This window comes from uncultured Stenotrophomonas sp. (genome assembly GCF_963519125.1).
GTDB lineage: Bacteria > Pseudomonadota > Gammaproteobacteria > Xanthomonadales > Xanthomonadaceae > Stenotrophomonas.
The window spans coordinates 189,453-206,019 of sequence record NZ_CAUQLJ010000006.1 but is presented as its reverse complement, the minus strand read 5'-3'; the positions used below and the strand labels follow the sequence as shown (position 1 = coordinate 206,019).

18 protein-coding genes are annotated in these 16,567 nt (G+C 66.9%); 10 read left to right on the top strand and 8 right to left on the bottom strand.

The annotated features are described in order from the left end of the window. The first annotated feature begins 230 nt into the window (after nt 1-230). Nucleotides 231-662, top strand: a complete 432-nt coding sequence (locus RYM47_RS07250) for a CBS domain-containing protein (RefSeq protein ID WP_315386857.1) — start codon at nt 231-233, stop codon at nt 660-662. A 41-nt stretch (nt 663-703) separates the two neighbouring features. On the opposite strand, the gene RYM47_RS07245 is transcribed toward RYM47_RS07250, so the two are convergent. The 4 genes from RYM47_RS07245 to gloA form a co-directional block, all read right to left on the bottom strand. Beyond that, on the bottom strand, nt 704-2,143 hold the full coding sequence (locus RYM47_RS07245) for a UdgX family uracil-DNA binding protein (protein WP_315386856.1): 1,440 nt from the start codon (nt 2,141-2,143) through the stop codon (nt 704-706). Nucleotide 2,144: 1 nt separating this feature from the next. Next, nucleotides 2,145-3,446, bottom strand: coding sequence for a putative DNA modification/repair radical SAM protein (locus RYM47_RS07240; protein WP_315386855.1), 1,302 nt, complete (start codon nt 3,444-3,446; stop codon nt 2,145-2,147). A 76-nt stretch (nt 3,447-3,522) separates the two neighbouring features. Beyond that, the gene (locus RYM47_RS07235) at nt 3,523-3,951 is read right to left on the bottom strand and encodes a VOC family protein (RefSeq protein WP_312325511.1); all 429 of its coding nucleotides are present in this window, start codon (nt 3,949-3,951) and stop codon (nt 3,523-3,525) included. Between the two features lie 103 nt (nt 3,952-4,054). Beyond that, on the bottom strand, nt 4,055-4,582 hold the full coding sequence (gene gloA / locus RYM47_RS07230; protein WP_315386854.1) for a lactoylglutathione lyase: 528 nt from the start codon (nt 4,580-4,582) through the stop codon (nt 4,055-4,057). A gap of 102 nt (nt 4,583-4,684) precedes the next feature. Between gloA and RYM47_RS07225 the strand changes: the two genes are divergently transcribed. Next, nucleotides 4,685-5,797, top strand: a complete 1,113-nt coding sequence (locus RYM47_RS07225; protein WP_315386853.1) for a PLP-dependent cysteine synthase family protein — start codon at nt 4,685-4,687, stop codon at nt 5,795-5,797. 91 nt (nt 5,798-5,888) lie between these two features. Then, complete coding sequence (locus RYM47_RS07220; protein ID WP_315386852.1) at nt 5,889-7,925, top strand: M3 family metallopeptidase; 2,037 nt, start codon at nt 5,889-5,891, stop codon at nt 7,923-7,925. Between the two features lies 1 nt (nt 7,926). Here the strand turns inward: RYM47_RS07220 and RYM47_RS07215 are convergent, their stop codons facing one another. From RYM47_RS07215 to RYM47_RS07205, 3 genes are read right to left on the bottom strand one after another with little or no spacing between them, the layout of a single operon-like run. Next, nucleotides 7,927-8,727: an SDR family oxidoreductase gene (locus RYM47_RS07215; protein ID WP_315386851.1), complete on the bottom strand. Its 801-nt coding sequence runs from the start codon at nt 8,725-8,727 to the stop codon at nt 7,927-7,929. Beyond that, entirely contained in the window at nt 8,718-9,305 is a 588-nt protein-coding gene (locus RYM47_RS07210) for a DUF1415 domain-containing protein (protein WP_315386850.1), read from the bottom strand. The genes RYM47_RS07215 and RYM47_RS07210 overlap by 10 nt, the downstream gene beginning before the upstream one ends. A gap of 7 nt (nt 9,306-9,312) precedes the next feature. Beyond that, nucleotides 9,313-9,795, bottom strand: a complete 483-nt coding sequence (locus tag RYM47_RS07205) for a YajQ family cyclic di-GMP-binding protein (protein WP_315386849.1) — start codon at nt 9,793-9,795, stop codon at nt 9,313-9,315. A gap of 78 nt (nt 9,796-9,873) precedes the next feature. On the opposite strand from RYM47_RS07205, the gene RYM47_RS07200 reads away from it, so the two are divergent. The 5 genes from RYM47_RS07200 (at nt 9,874) to RYM47_RS07180 (ending at nt 13,286) form a co-directional block, all read left to right on the top strand. After that, entirely contained in the window at nt 9,874-10,770 is an 897-nt protein-coding gene (locus tag RYM47_RS07200; protein WP_315386848.1) for a DMT family transporter, read from the top strand. Between the two features lie 132 nt (nt 10,771-10,902). After that, entirely contained in the window at nt 10,903-11,910 is a 1,008-nt protein-coding gene (locus RYM47_RS07195; protein WP_070208029.1) for a methionine ABC transporter ATP-binding protein, read from the top strand. Then, nucleotides 11,907-12,596 (top strand): methionine ABC transporter permease, encoded by a 690-nt coding sequence (locus tag RYM47_RS07190; protein ID WP_315386847.1) that lies wholly within the window; start codon nt 11,907-11,909, stop codon nt 12,594-12,596. The genes RYM47_RS07195 and RYM47_RS07190 overlap by 4 nt, the downstream gene beginning before the upstream one ends. A 99-nt stretch (nt 12,597-12,695) precedes the next feature. After that, a complete protein-coding gene (locus RYM47_RS07185) occupies nt 12,696-12,974 on the top strand; it encodes a type II toxin-antitoxin system RelE/ParE family toxin (RefSeq protein ID WP_315386846.1) in 279 nt (92 codons plus the stop codon). A 9-nt stretch (nt 12,975-12,983) separates the two neighbouring features. After that, the gene (locus RYM47_RS07180; RefSeq protein WP_315386845.1) at nt 12,984-13,286 is read left to right on the top strand and encodes a HigA family addiction module antitoxin; all 303 of its coding nucleotides are present in this window, start codon (nt 12,984-12,986) and stop codon (nt 13,284-13,286) included. 13 nt (nt 13,287-13,299) lie between these two features. On the opposite strand, the gene RYM47_RS07175 is transcribed toward RYM47_RS07180, so the two are convergent. After that, nucleotides 13,300-13,902 carry a lipocalin family protein gene (locus RYM47_RS07175; RefSeq protein ID WP_315386844.1) on the bottom strand — a complete coding sequence of 201 codons (603 nt, stop codon included), beginning with the start codon at nt 13,900-13,902 and terminating at the stop codon, nt 13,300-13,302. A 138-nt stretch (nt 13,903-14,040) separates the two neighbouring features. On the opposite strand from RYM47_RS07175, the gene RYM47_RS07170 reads away from it, so the two are divergent. Together RYM47_RS07170 and RYM47_RS07165 are read left to right on the top strand one after the other, a co-directional pair. Then, a complete protein-coding gene (locus tag RYM47_RS07170) occupies nt 14,041-14,397 on the top strand; it encodes a hypothetical protein (RefSeq protein WP_315386843.1) in 357 nt (118 codons plus the stop codon). A 34-nt stretch (nt 14,398-14,431) separates the two neighbouring features. After that, a complete protein-coding gene (locus RYM47_RS07165; protein ID WP_315386842.1) occupies nt 14,432-16,525 on the top strand; it encodes a prolyl oligopeptidase family serine peptidase in 2,094 nt (697 codons plus the stop codon). Nucleotides 16,526-16,567: the final 42 nt, after the last annotated feature.

Genomic DNA, 16,567 nt, shown 5'->3' with positions numbered 1-16,567 from the left:
TTTCGGTCGGAGTGCCGGACGATTTTGTTAAGAAGTCAGAAGGCGAGGCGGGCCGTTCAGGCGCTCTGCTTTGCAGTTTCTGGCGTTGGCAAAACTTTAGTCGGAGGCAACAGCGACATTCAGCGTCGGTTCTAGTCGTAATGCCATTCTCGAGGTGTAGCCCTTGGCTGCGTCAATCGGTCCCACCACGCAAGGCGTGTGGCTTTAACCAGTCTGTAACAGGAATAAGAATGAACGTTCGCGAGCTTCTGCACTCCAAGAAAGACGCTGTAGTCACCATCGACGTTGAAGACACGATCGGCGCCGCCGCCCACAAGATGAGTGCGCACAGGATTGCCGCGCTGGTGGTGACCCGGGACGACGTGCCGGTCCGGATCATCTCCGAGAAAGACATCGTGCGCAGCCTGGCCGACGACGGCCCCCAGGCCGGTCGCCGCGTGATCTCCACGCTGCCCTCGGCGGGCCTGGAAGGCATTTCCCCGGACGCGAGCCTGAAGCAGGCGATGGCGCTGATGACCTACTCGCGCCACCGCCACCTGATGGTCACCGATGGCACCCGCCTGGTGGGCATCCTGAGTCTGGGCGACATCGTCAAGAACCTGCTCAGCGAACTGGAGCTGGAGAAGGCCGTATTGCAGGACATCTACATGGCCGCGCACTAGCCCCGCTTCCGACACTCCGTGCAGCCGGGCAGAGCCCGGCTCTACGAGGTGGGAGGTTCCTTCAGCCTGCGCAGGTCTTCCCGGAACAGCTGGTAGCCTGCGTCGCGCTTTTCAGGGTCCTGCCGCAGTACCCAGGATGGATGCACGGTTGCGAATCCTCTCGTTCCGTCATCCAACGTGTGCCAGCGGCCACGGTCACGCGTGAGGTTGAAGCCGCTGCCGAACACCGCGCGCGCGGCGCTTGCGCCCAGGCAGACGATGACCTTCGGACTGACCTGTTCGATCTCCGCCATGAGCCACGGTCGGCACGCATTGATGTGGGTGACCTGCGGCTTGGAATGGATGCGCTTCTTGCCGCGCCGCTCAAACCGGAAGTGCTTCACTGCATTGGTCAGGTAGAGCGTGCTGCGGTCGATGCCCAGTTCCTGCAACGCCTGGTTCAACAGCTGGCCGGCCGGGCCCACGAACGGGTGGCCGCTGAGGTCCTCGCTGTCGCCGGGCTGCTCGCCTACCAGCATGACCTGCGCGTCGCGTGGACCTTCGCCGAACACGGTCTGCGTGGCGGGCTCCCAGAGCGGGCAACGCCGGCAGCCGGCCGCGGCCTCACGCAGTCCGTCAAGCGAATCACCGTTGGCGGTGGCAGGGCCCCGCATCGGAATGCTGCGTTCGGGAATGCGACGCTGGGGCGCCTGCGCTTCGCGGTCATGCATCTCCTGCACGCGGTCGCCGGCGTCGCGCACCAGCGTGGGCAGCAGGCTGGCTTCGGGCAGGTGCTTCCAGTACTTCGCGGGCATTTCCTGCTGCATCATCCGCGTGTTCAAGCGGGCCGGATTGAAGATGTTCGCGTAATAGGTGCGCCACAGTTCTTCGCGGGCATCCTCCACCGGTGCATCGCCCTGTTTGCCGCCCGGGCCGAACGCCAACGCCTGCCCGTCCCAACGCACACTGCGATAGGGCGTAAGGATCGCCCAGCGCATCCCGGTGAAACGGCGCTCGAAGAACGGCGCCACGCGATCCACGATGTGGTGGTCGGGTTCGAACCAGGCAATGAACGCGTCTTGTTGCCCGGGTACTTCGCGGAAGCGCACGAACGCCTTCATCTTGTGGCTGTCGCGGCGTACTGCCTGGCCCAATGCCATCGCGCGCAGTACGTCCGGATCGGTGGGGTTGCCGAGCAGCCCGCGCTCGCCGTGCGTCATGCGCCACAGCATGCGATACAGCAGCGACATGCGATGCGGGTCGCGATGGCACAGGCAGGTGGCGGCCAGCTCGACGAAGGCTTTCGGCACCGCTGCGACCGGCGCAGCGGCGCGCACTGCGGGTGCGTGCTCCAGCGAAGGTGCGTCCAGCAACCCGCCGCCTTCGCCGTGCAGCCAGTCCAGCTGCTCGGGCATCACCTGTCGCTGCAGCGCCAGCCGTGCTGCATCCCGCCACGCGGTGAGCGACCACGGTGGATCCACACGCACACTCCAGCGCGACATCTCAGCCGGCCACCGCATCGAACAGGAAGCCCTGGCGCGGCGGCGGGGCCAGCCGCGCACGCAACGCCGCGGGATCGTCCAGCGCGCGGCGCGGGTGGTGGTCGGCCAGCTGCACGAACGGCAGCAGCTTGCTCATCGGCGCGCGCAGGCGAGCCACGTCGGCCACGCGCAGGCGCACGTGGCGGCGTGCCATCAGCACCCGTTTCACGTTGCGCACGCCCAGGCCGGGGACGCGCAGCAGCATTTCCTTCGAATCCCGGTTGAGGTCCACCGGAAAGCTTTCGGGATGACGGATCGCCCAGGCCATCTTCGGGTCGATGTCCAGGTCGAGCATGCCGCCCTGCGTGCTGTCGGTGATCTCGTCCACGCCATAGCCGTAGAAGCGCAGCAGCCAGTCGGCCTGGTATAGGCGATGCTCGCGCGCCAGCGGCGGCGCCTGCACCGGCAGGATGCTGCTGGCGTCGGGAATGGGGCTGAACGCCGAGTAGTACACCCGGCGCATGCGGTAGTTGCCGTACAGGTTGTCCGCAGAGGTGAGGATCTGCTGGTCGCTGGCGCCGTCCGCACCGACGATCATCTGCGTACTCTGGCCGGCCGGCGCAAATTTCGGCGCACGGGCACGGCGCTTGCCCGGCTTGGCCGGGGCCGGGGTGACCGGCGTGACGGCCGTCGTCGCCGCAGCGGCCTTGGCTTCCTTGGCCTCCTCGATCCGCCAGCGCAGCTCGCCCATCGCGCCGCGGATCGACGGCAGCGACTTCTCCGGCGCGAAGCTGGACAACCCGTCTTCGGTGGGCAGCTCGATGTTGATCGACAGGCGATCGGCATGGCGACCGGCGGCGGCCAGCAGTTCCGGCGAGGCCTCGGGGATGGTCTTGAGGTGGATGTAGCCGCCGAAACGGTGCTCCTCGCGCAGCTGGCGCGCTACTTCCACCATCTGCTCCATCGTGTAGTCGGCGTTGCGGATGATGCCGCTGGAAAGGAACAGGCCTTCGATGTAGTTGCGCTTGTAGAAGTCCATGGTCAGCGCCACCACCTCGGCCACGCTGAAACGTGCGCGTTGCACGTTGCTGGAAACCCGGTTCACGCAGTAGGCGCAGTCGTAGATGCAGAAGTTGGTGAGCAGGATCTTCAGCAGTGACACGCAGCGCCCGTCCGGGGTATAGCTGTGGCAGATGCCGGGGCCGTCGGCGCTGCCGATCCCGCCGCTGGCCCGCGAGTCGCGCTTGCCCGCGCCGCTGGAAGCGCAGGAGGCGTCGTACTTGGCGGCGTCGGCCAGCACGGCCAGCTTGCGGATGGTTTCCATGCGGGAACGGTAGGGAAGACCAATCTCACGTAGTGAGACTGGTCAGAAACAAGCTGAAGGCTTCAGCCTGGAGCGGTCAGAACGACACCTTTACCGAGTCCGCGCTGTAGGTGGCAGGCCCGTGGTACACCACTTCGATGTTGTTGCCGTCCGGATCGATCGCGAACGCGGCGTAGTAGCCCGGGTGATAGGGGCGTTCGCCGGGCGCGCCGTTGTCCTTGCCGCCGGCGGCAAGCGCGGCCTTGTGGAAGGCGTCCACGGTGGCGCGGTCGCGCGCCTGGAAGGCCAGGTGATGGCGGCCGGTCAGCTCGCCGGCGGCAGCCTCGCTGTCGGCGGTGGAGATGAACAGCTCGTCGGCCCAGAAGTACGTATCGCCTTCGCCGGCAATGGGAATGCCGATGGTGTCGAACACCGCCTGGTAGAAGCGCCGGCTGGCCGGCAGGTCGCGCACGATCAGTTGCAGGTGGTCGATGAGACGGCCGCGGTGCAGTTCCATGGTTTCCATGCCGGATCCTTCGTTCGAGGGAATGGCAGGTATAGCACCGGAGGGGTTGCCGCATTGTGCGCGACAGGTGTGCCCGCCGTGGCGGGCACACCGTCACCCTGAATCAGGCCAGCGGGGTATTGGAGATGATCTCCACCCAGTAGCCGTCGGGATCCTTGATGAAGGCCAGGTGCTTCATGCGGCCGTCTTCCAGGCGCTTCTGGTACGGCACCTGCAGGTCGTCGAAGCGCTTGCAGGCGGCGTGGATGTCCGGCACCGACACGCAGATGTGGCCGAAGCCGCGCGGGTCGCTGTTGCCGTCGTGGTACACCGCGCCGTCCTGGTTTTCGGTGCCGTGGTTGTGGGTGAGCTCCAGCACGCCGGGAATGCCGGCCATCCAGGTGCGGCGGGCGTCGTCGCCTTCCGGAATCTCGGTACCGGCGGGCAGCAGCGCCAGGAAGTACAGGCTGAACCGGGCTTCCGCAAAATCGCGCTGATCGAGCAGGCGGAAACCGAGCACGCGGGTGTAGAAGTCCAGCGAGGCGGCGGCATCTTTCACCCGCAGCATGGTGTGGTTGAACACGAAACCGGTGGTTTCGGCCGGCGGCTGGGCAGCCACGCCGGGCTGGGACTGCAGGGAGGCAAGGCGCATGGGGGATCCTGTGGAGGGCCGCGCAGCGCGGCTGGCCGTTCAGTTTAGCGGGCCGGCGCCAAGGCGACGTAGAATGCTGCATCTTCCTGGCCCGTCGTCGACATGTCTCAGCGTGAATGGGTGGCCGCTGCCATCCGCAAGATCGAAGCCGATTTCAACCGCTCGGCCGACACCCACCTGATTCCGATGGACCTGCCGGGGCATCCGGGCATCGAGCTGTACTTCAAGGACGAGTCCAGCCACCCCACAGGCAGTCTCAAGCACCGCCTGGCGCGCTCGCTGTTCCTGTATGCGCTGACCAACGGATGGTTGCGCGAAGGACGGCCGGTGATCGAGGCCTCCAGTGGTTCTACGGCCGTCTCCGAAGCCTATTTCGCCCGCCTGCTGGGGCTGCCGTTCATCGCGGTGATGCCGGCCACCACCTCGCCGGAAAAGATCGCCGCGATCGAATTCCATGGCGGCCGCTGCCACCTGGTGGAGCGTGCCTGCGACCTGAACTGCGAATCGGAGCGGCTGGCGCGTGAAACCGGCGGCCATTTCATGGATCAGTTCACCTACGCCGAGCGCGCCACCGATTGGCGCGCCAACAACAACATCGCCGAGTCCATCTTCAAGCAGATGGCCGAAGAGCCGCACCCGGTACCGGAATGGATCGTGTGCAGCCCGGGCACCGGTGGCACCGCCGCCACGCTGGGCCGCTACGTGAGCTACCGCCGCCACGACACCCGCATCCTGTGCGCGGACCCGGAAGTGTCGGTGTTCTTCGACGGGTATCGCGCGGCGCTGTCCGGTGAACCGTGGCGCGAACTCACCTGCAGTGGCGGCTCGCGGGTGGAAGGCATCGGCCGGCCGCGGGTGGAATCGAGCTTCATCCCGACCTGCGTGGATGCCATGGTCAAGGTGCCCGACGCGCTGAGCCTGGCCGCGATGCGCCATGTCAGCCGCCAGCTGGGGCGCCGCGTCGGCGGCTCTACCGGCACTAACTTCATCGGCGTGCTGCATGTCGCCGAGCGCATGCGCGCGGCGGGTCGTGGCGGTTCGATCGTGACCATCCTGTGCGACAGCGGCGAGCGTTATGCGCACAGCTACTACAACCCGGACTGGTACCCCCGCCAGGGTATCGACGTGGATCAGGCCGACGCGGTGATCGCCGCTGCCCTCGCCGGGCAGGGCCTGCCGGCGCTGCCGGACGCGGCGCTGGAAACCCTGTACTGATTCGAACCCGTGGCGGGAGGGCCTTGTGACGGGCCCAGTGCAGTGCCATATCGTGCAGGGTATGCCGCGCCTGCGGCCCCGTTGCCTGGAGATGCCTGTGACCCCCGCCAACCCCCTGCTCGATTTTTCCGGCCTGCCCCGTTTCGATGCGATCCAGCCTGAACACGTCGGCCCCGCCATCGATACGCTGCTGGCGCAGGCCGAAGCGGCGGTGAAGGCAGCCGAGACGGTACAGCCGGTGACCTGGGCCACTTTCGTGGACCCGCTGGACGATGCTACCGAGCGTCTGTGGCGCGCGTGGGGCCAGGTCGGCCACCTGCAGGCGGTGGTCAATACCCCGGCGCTGCGCGAGGCCTACAACAGCAACCTGCCCAAGGTGACCCGGTTCGGCAGCGCGCTCGGCCAGAACCTGGCGCTGTTCGAGCAGTACCGCGCGCTGGCGGCCGCTCCGGAGGCTGCGCAGTACGACCCGGCGCGGCGCAAGGTGCTGGAGAACGCCCTGCGCGATTTCCGCCTGGGTGGCGCCGAACTGGATGAGGCTGGCAAGGCCCGCTACAGCGCGATCCGCGAGGAGCTTTCTGCGCTGTCGGCCACGTTCTCGCAGAACGTGCTCGACGCTACCGATGCGTGGTCCCTGCACGTCGAGGACCGTGCCGAGCTGGCCGGGGTGCCGGAGGATGTGATCGCTGCCGCGCGCGCCGCCGCCGAAAAGGATGGCTTGGCCGGCTGGAAGCTGACCCTGCAGATGCCGTGCTACCTGCCGGTGCAGACCTACGCCGAGCACCGTCCGCTGCGCGAAGCGCTGTACCGTGCCAACGCGCTGCGTGCGTCAGAGTTCGGCGATGCCACGCTGGACAACAGCGCGCATATCGACCGCATCCTCGCATTGCGTGCGGAACTGGCCGCGCTGCTGGGCTTCAGCAGCTATGCCGAATATTCCATCGCCACCAAGATGGCCGACGACGCGCCGCAGGTGCTGGGTTTCCTGCGCGACCTGGCCGCGCGCGCCAAGCCGTATGCGCAGCGCGACCGTGCCGAACTGGAAGCGTTCGCGCGCGACGAACTGGGCCTGCCGGCGCTGGAGGCCTGGGACCTGTCGTTCGCGGCCGAGAAGTTGAAGCAGGCGCGTTACAGCTATTCCGAGCAGGAAGTGAAGCAGTACTTCACCGAGCCGAAGGTGCTCGCTGGTCTGTTCGATGTCATCCACGGCCTGTACGGTCTGCGCGTGGAGCCGGACCAGGCACCGGTGTGGCATCCGGACGTGCGCTTCTTCCGCGTGGTCGACGCGCAGGGCGCGCTGGTCGGCCAGTTCTACCTCGATCTCTACGCGCGCGAAGGCAAGCGCGGCGGGGCGTGGATGGATGACTGCCGCAACCGCCGCGATACCGCGCAGGGCGTGCAGACGCCGTTGGTCTACCTGGTCTGCAATTTCGGCAAGGGGGCAGACGGCAAGGCGTCGACCTTCAGCCACGACGAGGTGACAACGCTGTTCCATGAAATGGGGCACGGCCTGCACCAGCTGCTGACGCGCATCGGCGAACTGGGCGTGGCCGGCATCAACGGCGTGGAATGGGACGCGGTGGAGCTGCCCAGCCAGTTCATGGAGAACTTCTGCTGGGAGTGGGACCGCGTGCAGCAGATGACCGCGCACGTGGACAGTGGCGAGCCGCTGCCGCGCGCGCTGTTCGACCGCATGCTGGCCGCGCGCAATTTCCAGAGCGGCATGTTCACCGTGCGCCAGCTGGAGTTCGCCCTGTTCGACATGCAGCTGCACAGCAGTTTCGATCCGAGCCAGGACAGCGTGCTGCAACTGTTGGAGCGCGTGCGCGATGAAGTGGCGGTCAACCGCCCGCCGGAATGGAACCGCTTCCCGCACCAGTTCAGCCATATCTTTGCCGGTGGCTACGCGGCGGGTTACTACAGCTACAAGTGGGCTGAGGTGCTGAGCGCGGATGCGTACGCGGCGTTTGAAGAAGCGCCGGAACAGGTCGCGGAAACCGGCAAGCGTTTCCGCGACGAAGTGCTGTCGCGGGGTGGGAGTCGCAGTGCGGCGGAGAATTTTGCCGCGTTCCGTGGGCGTGCGCCGAGCGTGGATGCGCTGCTCCGGCACAGTGGCATGAACGGTTGATTCAATCCGCGTAGATCATCGTGCGGCTCATGCCGCCGTCCACGATGTGGTCCTGGCCGGTGATGAAACCGGCCAGGTCCGAAAGCAGGAACACCGCGAGCGCACCGATGTCTTCGGGCTGGCCCACGCGGCCCACCGCATGCTGTGCATGGTCGCGGCGCGACAGTTTCGGCGTGCGCCGGCGCGCCGGTGCCTGCCAGGCGTCGGTGGTGATCCAGCCCGGGCTGATGCTGTTGACTCGTACCTGCGGCCCCGCGCTGATCGCCAGCGCATGGGTGAACGCCACCAGCCCGCCCTTGGCGGCGGCATAGGCCTCACTGTCCGCTTCGGACTGCCAGGCACGGGTGGACGCGATATTGATGATCGATCCGCCCTGCGCCTGTAGTGCAGGCAACGCGTGCTTGCTGCACAGGAACGCGCCGTGCAGGCTGGACAGGCGACGCTGCCATTCGGCCAGCGTCATCTGCGCCAGCGGGGTGCCATGCGCGCTGGCGATGCCGGCGTTGTTGACCAGTCCGTCGATGCGGCCAAACCGCTTCCGGGTGGCCTTGACCAGCGCCTGCACGCTGCGTTCGCTGGCCACATCCGCGCGCTGGAAGGCGGCGCGCTCGGGCAGCGCCCATTCCTTCAGGCAGGCGCGACCCGCGTCGGCATCCAGGTCGGCGATCATCACGCTGCCGCCGGCACCCAGCACCGCCTGCGCGATGCCGCGGCCCACGCCCTGCGCGCCACCGGTGACGATCACCACGCGGTCGCGCAGCGGTTGCGCCGGCCAGTCGCTGATGGACGGGGTCAATGGCATGGCGGGGTGTCCTTGCGGCCAAGCAGGCGGGTCCAGCCTTCGATGCCCAGTTTGTCCAGGGTTTCGATGTTGCGTTCGACGATCACGTCCGGATCCGGGAACGCCGCCACCGCACGTTCCACGCTGTCTTCGCGCAGCAGGTGCAGGGTCGGGTAGGGCGACCGGTTGGTGTAGTTGCTTACATCATCGGGCGCGGCACCGGCGAACTGGTACTGGGGATGGAAGCTGGCCACCTGCAGGATGCCCTGCAGGTCCAGCGTCTCGATCGCCGCGTCGGCGTTGTCGAGGAAGTCGTTGTAGTCCAGGAAGTCGGTCAGCACGTCCGGATGGATGATCAGCGTGGTGTCGATCTGCTCGGCCGGCGTGTCGCGCAGCAGCAGCAATTCCTCGGCCAGCTGCTCGACCAGCGCTTCGGGCGTGGTCGCATCGCTCAGCACGAAGCGGACCTGGTCCTTTACGTACACCGCCTTGGCGAACGGGCACAGGTTCAAGCCGATCACGATCTGCTCCAGCCACTTGCGGGTGTCGGCGATCGGGTCGGGTGCGTCGGTGCCGTCGACGGCGGTGGTGTCGTTCATGCCGGGATCAATCGCGGAAGTTGTCGAACTGCAGCGGAATCTCGAAGTTTTCCTTCTTCAGCAGGGCCATGGTGTCCTGCAGGTCGTCGCGCTTCTTGCCGGTCACACGCAGCTTGTCGCCGTTGATCTGGCTTTCGACCTTGAGCTTGGCTTCCTTGATCTTCGCGGCGATCTTCTTGGCGATCTTCTGCTCGATGCCCTGCTTGACGGTGACGTCCTGGCGCGCACCGCCCAGGTTGGTCAGCACGTCGCCGAATTCCAGGCAGCCGGCATCGATCTTGCGGGCGGTCAGGCGCTGGCGCAGGATCACCGTCATCTGCTCGAGCTGGAACTCGCTCGGTGCCGTCTGCTTGATCACGCTGTCTTCCAGCACGAACTTCGCGTCCACGCCCTTGAAATCGAAGCGGGTGGACAGCTCGCGGTTGGCCTGGTCGACCGCGTTGGTCAGTTCGTGGATGTCGACTTCGGAAACGACGTCAAAAGAGGGCATGGGAATTCTCCTGCAGGTTAGACCCCCATTCTAACCAACCGCGCATGCACGTCCCGGCACGGGCGGCGATAATGGGCCATGACCACCGAACGCACCCCCACCCGCGCCGTCGCCTGGATGCTCCTGGCCGTGGCCTGCTTCTCGCTGATGGATGCGGGCATGAAGCAGCTGTCCTCCAGTTACCCGACCCTGCAGGTGACCTTCCTGCGTGGCGCGGCCTCGCTGCCGTTCGTGCTGGTCTGGGTGCTGGCCACGGCCGGCCCGCGCTCGCTGATCCCGGTGCGCTGGGGCCTGCACCTGCTGCGCGGCCTGCTTGGCATGGCGATGATCGGCTGCTTCGTGTTCGCCCTGCGCAGCCTGCCGCTGTCGACCGCCTACACCATCTATTTCGTCGCCCCGCTGCTGATCGCCGCGTTGTCGGTGCCGTTGCTGGGCGAAACGGTGGGCCCGCGTCGCTGGATCGCGATCGGCATCGGCCTGGTTGGCGTGCTGGTGGTGCTGCGCCCCGGGGTGGGCGGGTTCATTTCCATTCCCGGCCTGATGGTGCTGCTGGCGGCGACCGCCTATGCGGTGGCCGCGATCACCGTAAGCATGTTGACCCGCACCGACACCCCCCAATCGATGGTGGTGTGGTTCCTGGTGATCCTTGCCCTGGGTGCCGGGCTGCTGGCGATCCCGGACTGGCAGCCGCTGCAGCTCGGCCACGCCGGCCTGATCGCCGGCATGGGGCTGGCCGGGGCAGGGGGCCAGGTGGCCCTGACCCGCGCCTTCCAGCTGGGCGAGGCCTCGCTGATCGCCCCGCTCGAGTACACCGGGCTGGTCTGGGTGATCGGCTGGGACCTGCTGTTCTGGGGCGTGCTGCCGGACAACTGGACCTGGCTGGGGGCCGGGATCATCGTCGCCTCGGGCCTGTACCTGCTGCACCGCGAGCGGGTCAGGAAGGTGACCCCGCCGAAGCCGCTGGACCGCCCCTGAGCCCCGCCGGGCGGGCGATGACGCCGCCTTATAAACAAACGGAATATGATTCGCTTCCGCCGCACGGGCCAGGGCCGTCCCGCGCTGGTAGGCTGCACGCCCCCTCCCGTCGATGCCCCGGTTGACCGCGAAGTGATCGAGTTCCAACGCCTGCACAAATCCTATGCCGTCGGCGGCCGCGCGATCGCCGCGCTGCAGCCGCTGGACCTGACCATCGAGGCCGGCGAAGTGTTCGGCATCATCGGCCATTCCGGCGCGGGCAAATCGACCCTGATCCGGTTGATCAACCGGCTCGAGGAACCGACCGGTGGCCGCCTGCTGATCAATGGGGAGGACGTCACGGCGCTGGACAGCGACGGCCTGCGCGCGCTGCGCAGGAAGATCGGCATGATCTTCCAGCACTTCAACCTGCTGTCCTCGCGCACGGTGGCGGCCAACGTGGCCTTCCCGCTGGAGCTGGCCGGCACGCCGCGCGCGGAGATCGATGCGCGGGTCACCGAGCTGCTGCACACCGTGGGCCTGGAAGCGCATGCCAACAAGTACCCGGCGCAGCTCTCCGGCGGCCAGAAGCAGCGCGTGGGCATTGCCCGTGCGCTGGCCACCCGCCCGCAGATCCTGCTCTGCGACGAGGCCACCAGCGCGCTGGATCCGCAGACCACCGCGTCGGTGTTGAAACTGCTGGGCAGGATCAACCGCGAGCTCGGCCTGACCATCGTGCTGATCACCCACGAAATGGACGTGATCCGGCGCGTCTGCGACCGCGTGGCGGTGCTTGACGCAGGTCACCTGGTGGAAACCGGCCCGGTCACCGAGGTGTTCCTGCACCCGCAGCACCCGACCACGCGCCGCTTCGTCAACGAGTCCGAACAGGTCGACGAAGGCGAACTGCACAAGGACTTCGAAGCCGTGGCCGGGCGCATCGTGCGCCTGACCTTCCTCGGCACCGACACCTATGAGCCGGTACTGGGGCGTATCGCCCGCGAAACCGGCGTCGACTACAACATCCTGTCCGGACGCATCGACCGCATCAAGGACACCCCGTATGGCCAGCTGACCGTGTCGCTGGTGGGCGGCGACGTGCAGGCCGCGCAGGCCGGCTTTGTCGCCGCCGGCGTCCACCTGGAGGAACTGCGCCGATGATCCTGGCTACCGCAGGCGGGTTCTTCCGCCATCTCGACGCCGCCAAGTGGGCCGACATCGGCCAGGCCACCATCGACACCCTGTTGATGCTGGCCGGTTCGCTTCCGTTGACCCTGGCCATCGGCCTGCCGCTGGGCGTGCTGCTGTTCCTGACCGGCTCGCCGCAGCTGCACCGGAGGCCGGTGCTGTATGGCGGGCTGGCGCTGCTGGTCAACCTGCTGCGCTCGGTGCCCTTCATCATCCTGATGATCGTGCTGATTCCGATCACGCTGTGGATGATGGGCACCTCGCTGGGCGTGCGCGGCGCCATCGTGCCGCTGGTGATCGGGGCAGCCCCGTTCTATGCGCGCCTGGTGGAAACCGCACTGCGTGAGGTGGACCGTGGCGTGATCGAAGCCAGCCAGGCGATGGGCGCCACCACCTGGCAGCTGGTCAGCCGGGTGCTGCTGCCCGAAGCGCGACCCGGCCTGATCGCCGGTGCCACGGTGACCGTGATCGCACTCATCGGCTTCACCGCCATGGGCGGCGCGATCGGCTCCGGCGGCCTGGGCGACCTGGCCTTCCGGGACGGCTACCAGCGCTCCCACACCGACGTGGCCCTGGTCACCGTGGTGCTGCTGCTGGTGCTCGTGCAGCTGCTGCAGATGCTGGGCGACTGGCTGGTGGGGCGGTATTCGCGGAAATGATGTAACTGCCGATTTCGATTGATACGCCTTTCATTGAAAGCATGCATAGCGTGACGGGTGCCTGTGCTATATTCCGCGTAGCGTAATACGCTGTGCGGAATGATCCAGTCTTTCCGCTGCCGCCAGACGCTCGCCCTCTTCGAAGGCCGTTGCCCCCGGCAGTTCCGCGGGTTCCAGCTGGCCGCCGAACGCAAGCTGCAGATGCTCGATGCTGCGCAGACCCTGCAGTTCCTGCGCAGCCCGCCCGGCAATCGCCTTGAACCGCTGAACGGGGACAGGCGCGGCCAGTACAGCATCCGCATCAATGCTCAGTGGCGGTTGTGCTTTGTCTGGACCGAAGCCGGTCCCCGCGATGTCGAAATCGTTGATTACCACTGAGGTGTCGCCATGAGTCGTCCCAAGAACAACCTGAGGGCCATCCACCCGGGCGAGATCCTGCGCGAGGAATTCCTGACTCCACTGGAGCTGAGCATCAACGCGCTGGCCCGTGCGCTGGACGTGCCGGCTACCCGCATGCACGCCATCGTGCATGGCACGCGTGGCGTCACCGCCGATACGGCAGTACGGCTGGCGCGCCACTTCGGCGGCGATCCCGCGTCCTGGCTCGCGCTGCAGGCCGAGTACGATCTGAAGACCCTGCCCACCCGGCAGGAGATCGAAAGCAACGTGCGGCCGCGTCAGGCGGCGTGACCGCGGGCCCCGATCACCTTACGTTCGGAACCTCATAGCCCAGGCGATCCACCTGTTCGCGGTGCTGCGGCACGCGCTTGAGCTTGTCGGTGTTGACCCCGTACTCGTCGCGCAGGCGGGTGGCCAGTTCCTTGTACAGGTCCTTGTCCATGTCCGGCTTGCGCGCGAAGATCCAGGCCATTTCGCGGCCCGGGTAGCCCAGCATGGCCCACGAATAGTCCGGCGCCACTTCGAGCACGCGGGTGTGGGTGGGAACCACCTTGTAGAACCAGGTGCGCCAGTTGTGATTGCCGCTGTCCTCGTCCACCGAGGCGCGCACCGTGATCTGCTGCAGTGGCTCGGAGAAGCCGTCGCGGAAGGAATAGGTGATGGAGACCTTCTGGTCGCCGCGCAGGGTGTACTGGTTGACGCTGGCGACGTGGCCACGTTCGACCGGGTTCGGCACGCGGCCGATCACATACCAGGTACCCATGAACCGCTGCAGGTCGATCGGGGCGCTGGCCCCGGCGCTGACCGTCGTCGCAGGCGTAGGCTTGCTGTCGCCGAAGGCACAGGCGGACAGCAGCGACAGCGTCGACAGCAGCAGGACAACACGAAGCGGGCGGTTCAGGGACATGCGGTGGAAGGCTCCAGTGGCTGCAGGGGCATGGTGGGTGGGACGACGAAGAACGTCAATGGTGGAACGAATGAAGGTCGCAGCCTGTGAGATGGGCGCAGGGCAAGGTAGCGCATCACTTTCGCACGGAGTCGTGTCATGCCCTTGTCGTCTTCGCGTCGTTCCCGGCCTTCACAGTCCCGCCCGGCTTTGTCGGAAGCGCCGCATCCTGAAGTGCTTCGCTGGGTCCGGCAGGTTGCCCTTGCTGGTGTAGCGCTGGCGCTGGTGTGGCCGGCCGCGCGCGGCACCAGCGAATGGCTGGGCTGGCTGCCGATGTGGCTGGTGGCCATGCCATGCCTTGCCTGGTGGAGCCTGTACCGGTTCCGCCTGCCGGCCGCGCTGCTGCGCCGGCAGGCCCAGCGCCGACGCGGACCGCAGGCGCGCCGCCGGGTCCGCGCGCAGCCGCGCCGGGCGCGCCCTGACCTTCGACAGGGGGGAGCGGGCCAGGCCGTGTGATAGCGTCGGGGGGATATGACCGCCTGGAGCCGCAATGTCCCGACTCGCTTCCGCCTGCCTGATGGCAGGCCTGTTCTCCGCTGGAATGGCCGGAACCGCCATGGCTGCTGAGACCCCTGCCGATCCCTACGCGTGGCTGGAAGATGTCACCGGCGACAAGTCCCTGGACTGGGTCAAGCAGCAGAATGCCAAGTCCGAAGGTCGCCTGGCCCAGACCCCGGCGTTCAAGCAGATGGAAGCCAGCATCCGCGAGGTGCTCGATTCGGACGCCAAGATTCCCGGCGTGCAGAAGATCGGTGACTACTACTACAACTTCTGGAAGGACAAGCAGCACGAACGCGGCGTGTGGCGCCGCACCACGCTGGACGAGTACCGCAAGGCTGCGCCGACGTGGGAAACCGTGCTCGACCTGGACGCGCTGAACAAGGCCGAAGGCGAGAACTGGGTGTGGCACGGCGCCGACTGCCTGCGTCCGGACTACTCGCGCTGCCTGATCGCGCTGTCGCGCGGCGGCGCCGACGCCGACGTCACCCGCGAGTTCGACCTGGCCAACAAGACCTGGATCAAGGACGGCTTCTTCCGCCCCGAATCCAAGGGCGGGCTGGGCTGGATCGACCGCGACACCGTGTTCGTCTACACCGATTTCGGCAAGGACAGCATGACCACCTCGGGTTACCCGCGCGTGGCCAAGCTGTGGAAGCGCGGCACGCCGCTGTCGGCCGCCAGCGTGGTCTACGAAGGCAAGCCCGATGACATGTACATCGCGGCGATGCACGACGACACCCCCGGTTACGAGCGCAACCTGGTCAGCCGTACGCTCGCGTTCTACAACAACGAGATCTACCTGCGCGCCAACGACGGCACGCTGACCAAGATCGACGCGCCGAACTCGGCCGAAAAGGGCCTGCGCAAGCAGTGGTTGACCCTGGAGCTGCGCGATCCGTGGACGGTGGGCGGCAAGACCTACACCGCCGGTTCGCTGCTGGTGACCAAGCTGGATGATTTCATCGCCGGCAAGCGCGATTTCGAGGTGCTGTTCGCGCCGACCGACACGACCTCGCTGGCCGGCTCGACCTGGACGAAGAACCACCTGGTCCTGAACGTGCTCGACGACGTCAAGAGCCGCCTGCAGGTGCTGACCCCGACCGCGAACGGCTGGGAAAAGAGCGACTTCACCGGCGCGCCGTCGTTCGGCACCGTCGCCGTGGGCGCGGTCGACGCCGACGAAAGCGATGCGGTGTGGATGACCGTGACCGACTACCTGACCCCCACCACGCTGGCCCTGGCCGAGATCGGCAAGCAGCCGGAAGTGCTCAAGACCATGCCGGCGTTCTTCGATGCCGAAGGCAAGGTGATCGAGCAGCACTTCGCCATCAGCAAGGACGGCACCCGCGTGCCGTACTTCGTGGTGCACGCCAAGGGCATGAAGCTGGACGGGTCCAACCCGACCCTGCTGTACGGCTACGGCGGCTTCGAAATTTCGCTCACCCCGTCCTATTCCGGCGGCATGGGACGCGCCTGGCTGGAGAAGGGCGGCGTGTATGTGGTCGCCAACATCCGCGGCGGCGGCGAGTATGGCCCGCGCTGGCACCAGGCGGCGCTCAAGCAGAACCGCCACAAGGCCTATGAGGACATGGCCGCGGTCGCGCGCGACCTGGTCAGCCGGAAGATCACCTCGCCGAAGCACCTGGGCGTGCAGGGCGGCAGCAACGGTGGCCTGCTCACCGGCAACATGCTCACCCAGTACCCGGAGCTGTTCGGGGCGGTGGTGGTGCAGGTGCCGCTGCTGGACATGAAGCGATACAGCCACCTGCTGGCCGGCGCGTCGTGGATGGCCGAATACGGCAACCCGGACACGGCCGACTGGGAGTACATTCAGACCTTCTCGCCGTACCACCTGTTCGACCCGGCCAGGACCTACCCGCCGGTGCTGTTCACCACCTCCACCCGCGATGATCGCGTCCACCCGGGTCATGCGCGCAAGATGGCGGCGAAGATGATCGAGGCGGGCAAGGACGTGACCTACTACGAGAACATCGAAGGCGGGCACGGCGGCGCGGCCAACAATGCGCAGGCCGCGCACATGTCGGCGCTGGCCTATGCGTTCCTGTGGGAACGCCTGAAGTAACCGATCCGGGTGGTGGAGCGTCTGGTTGGCTCCACCCTTTTT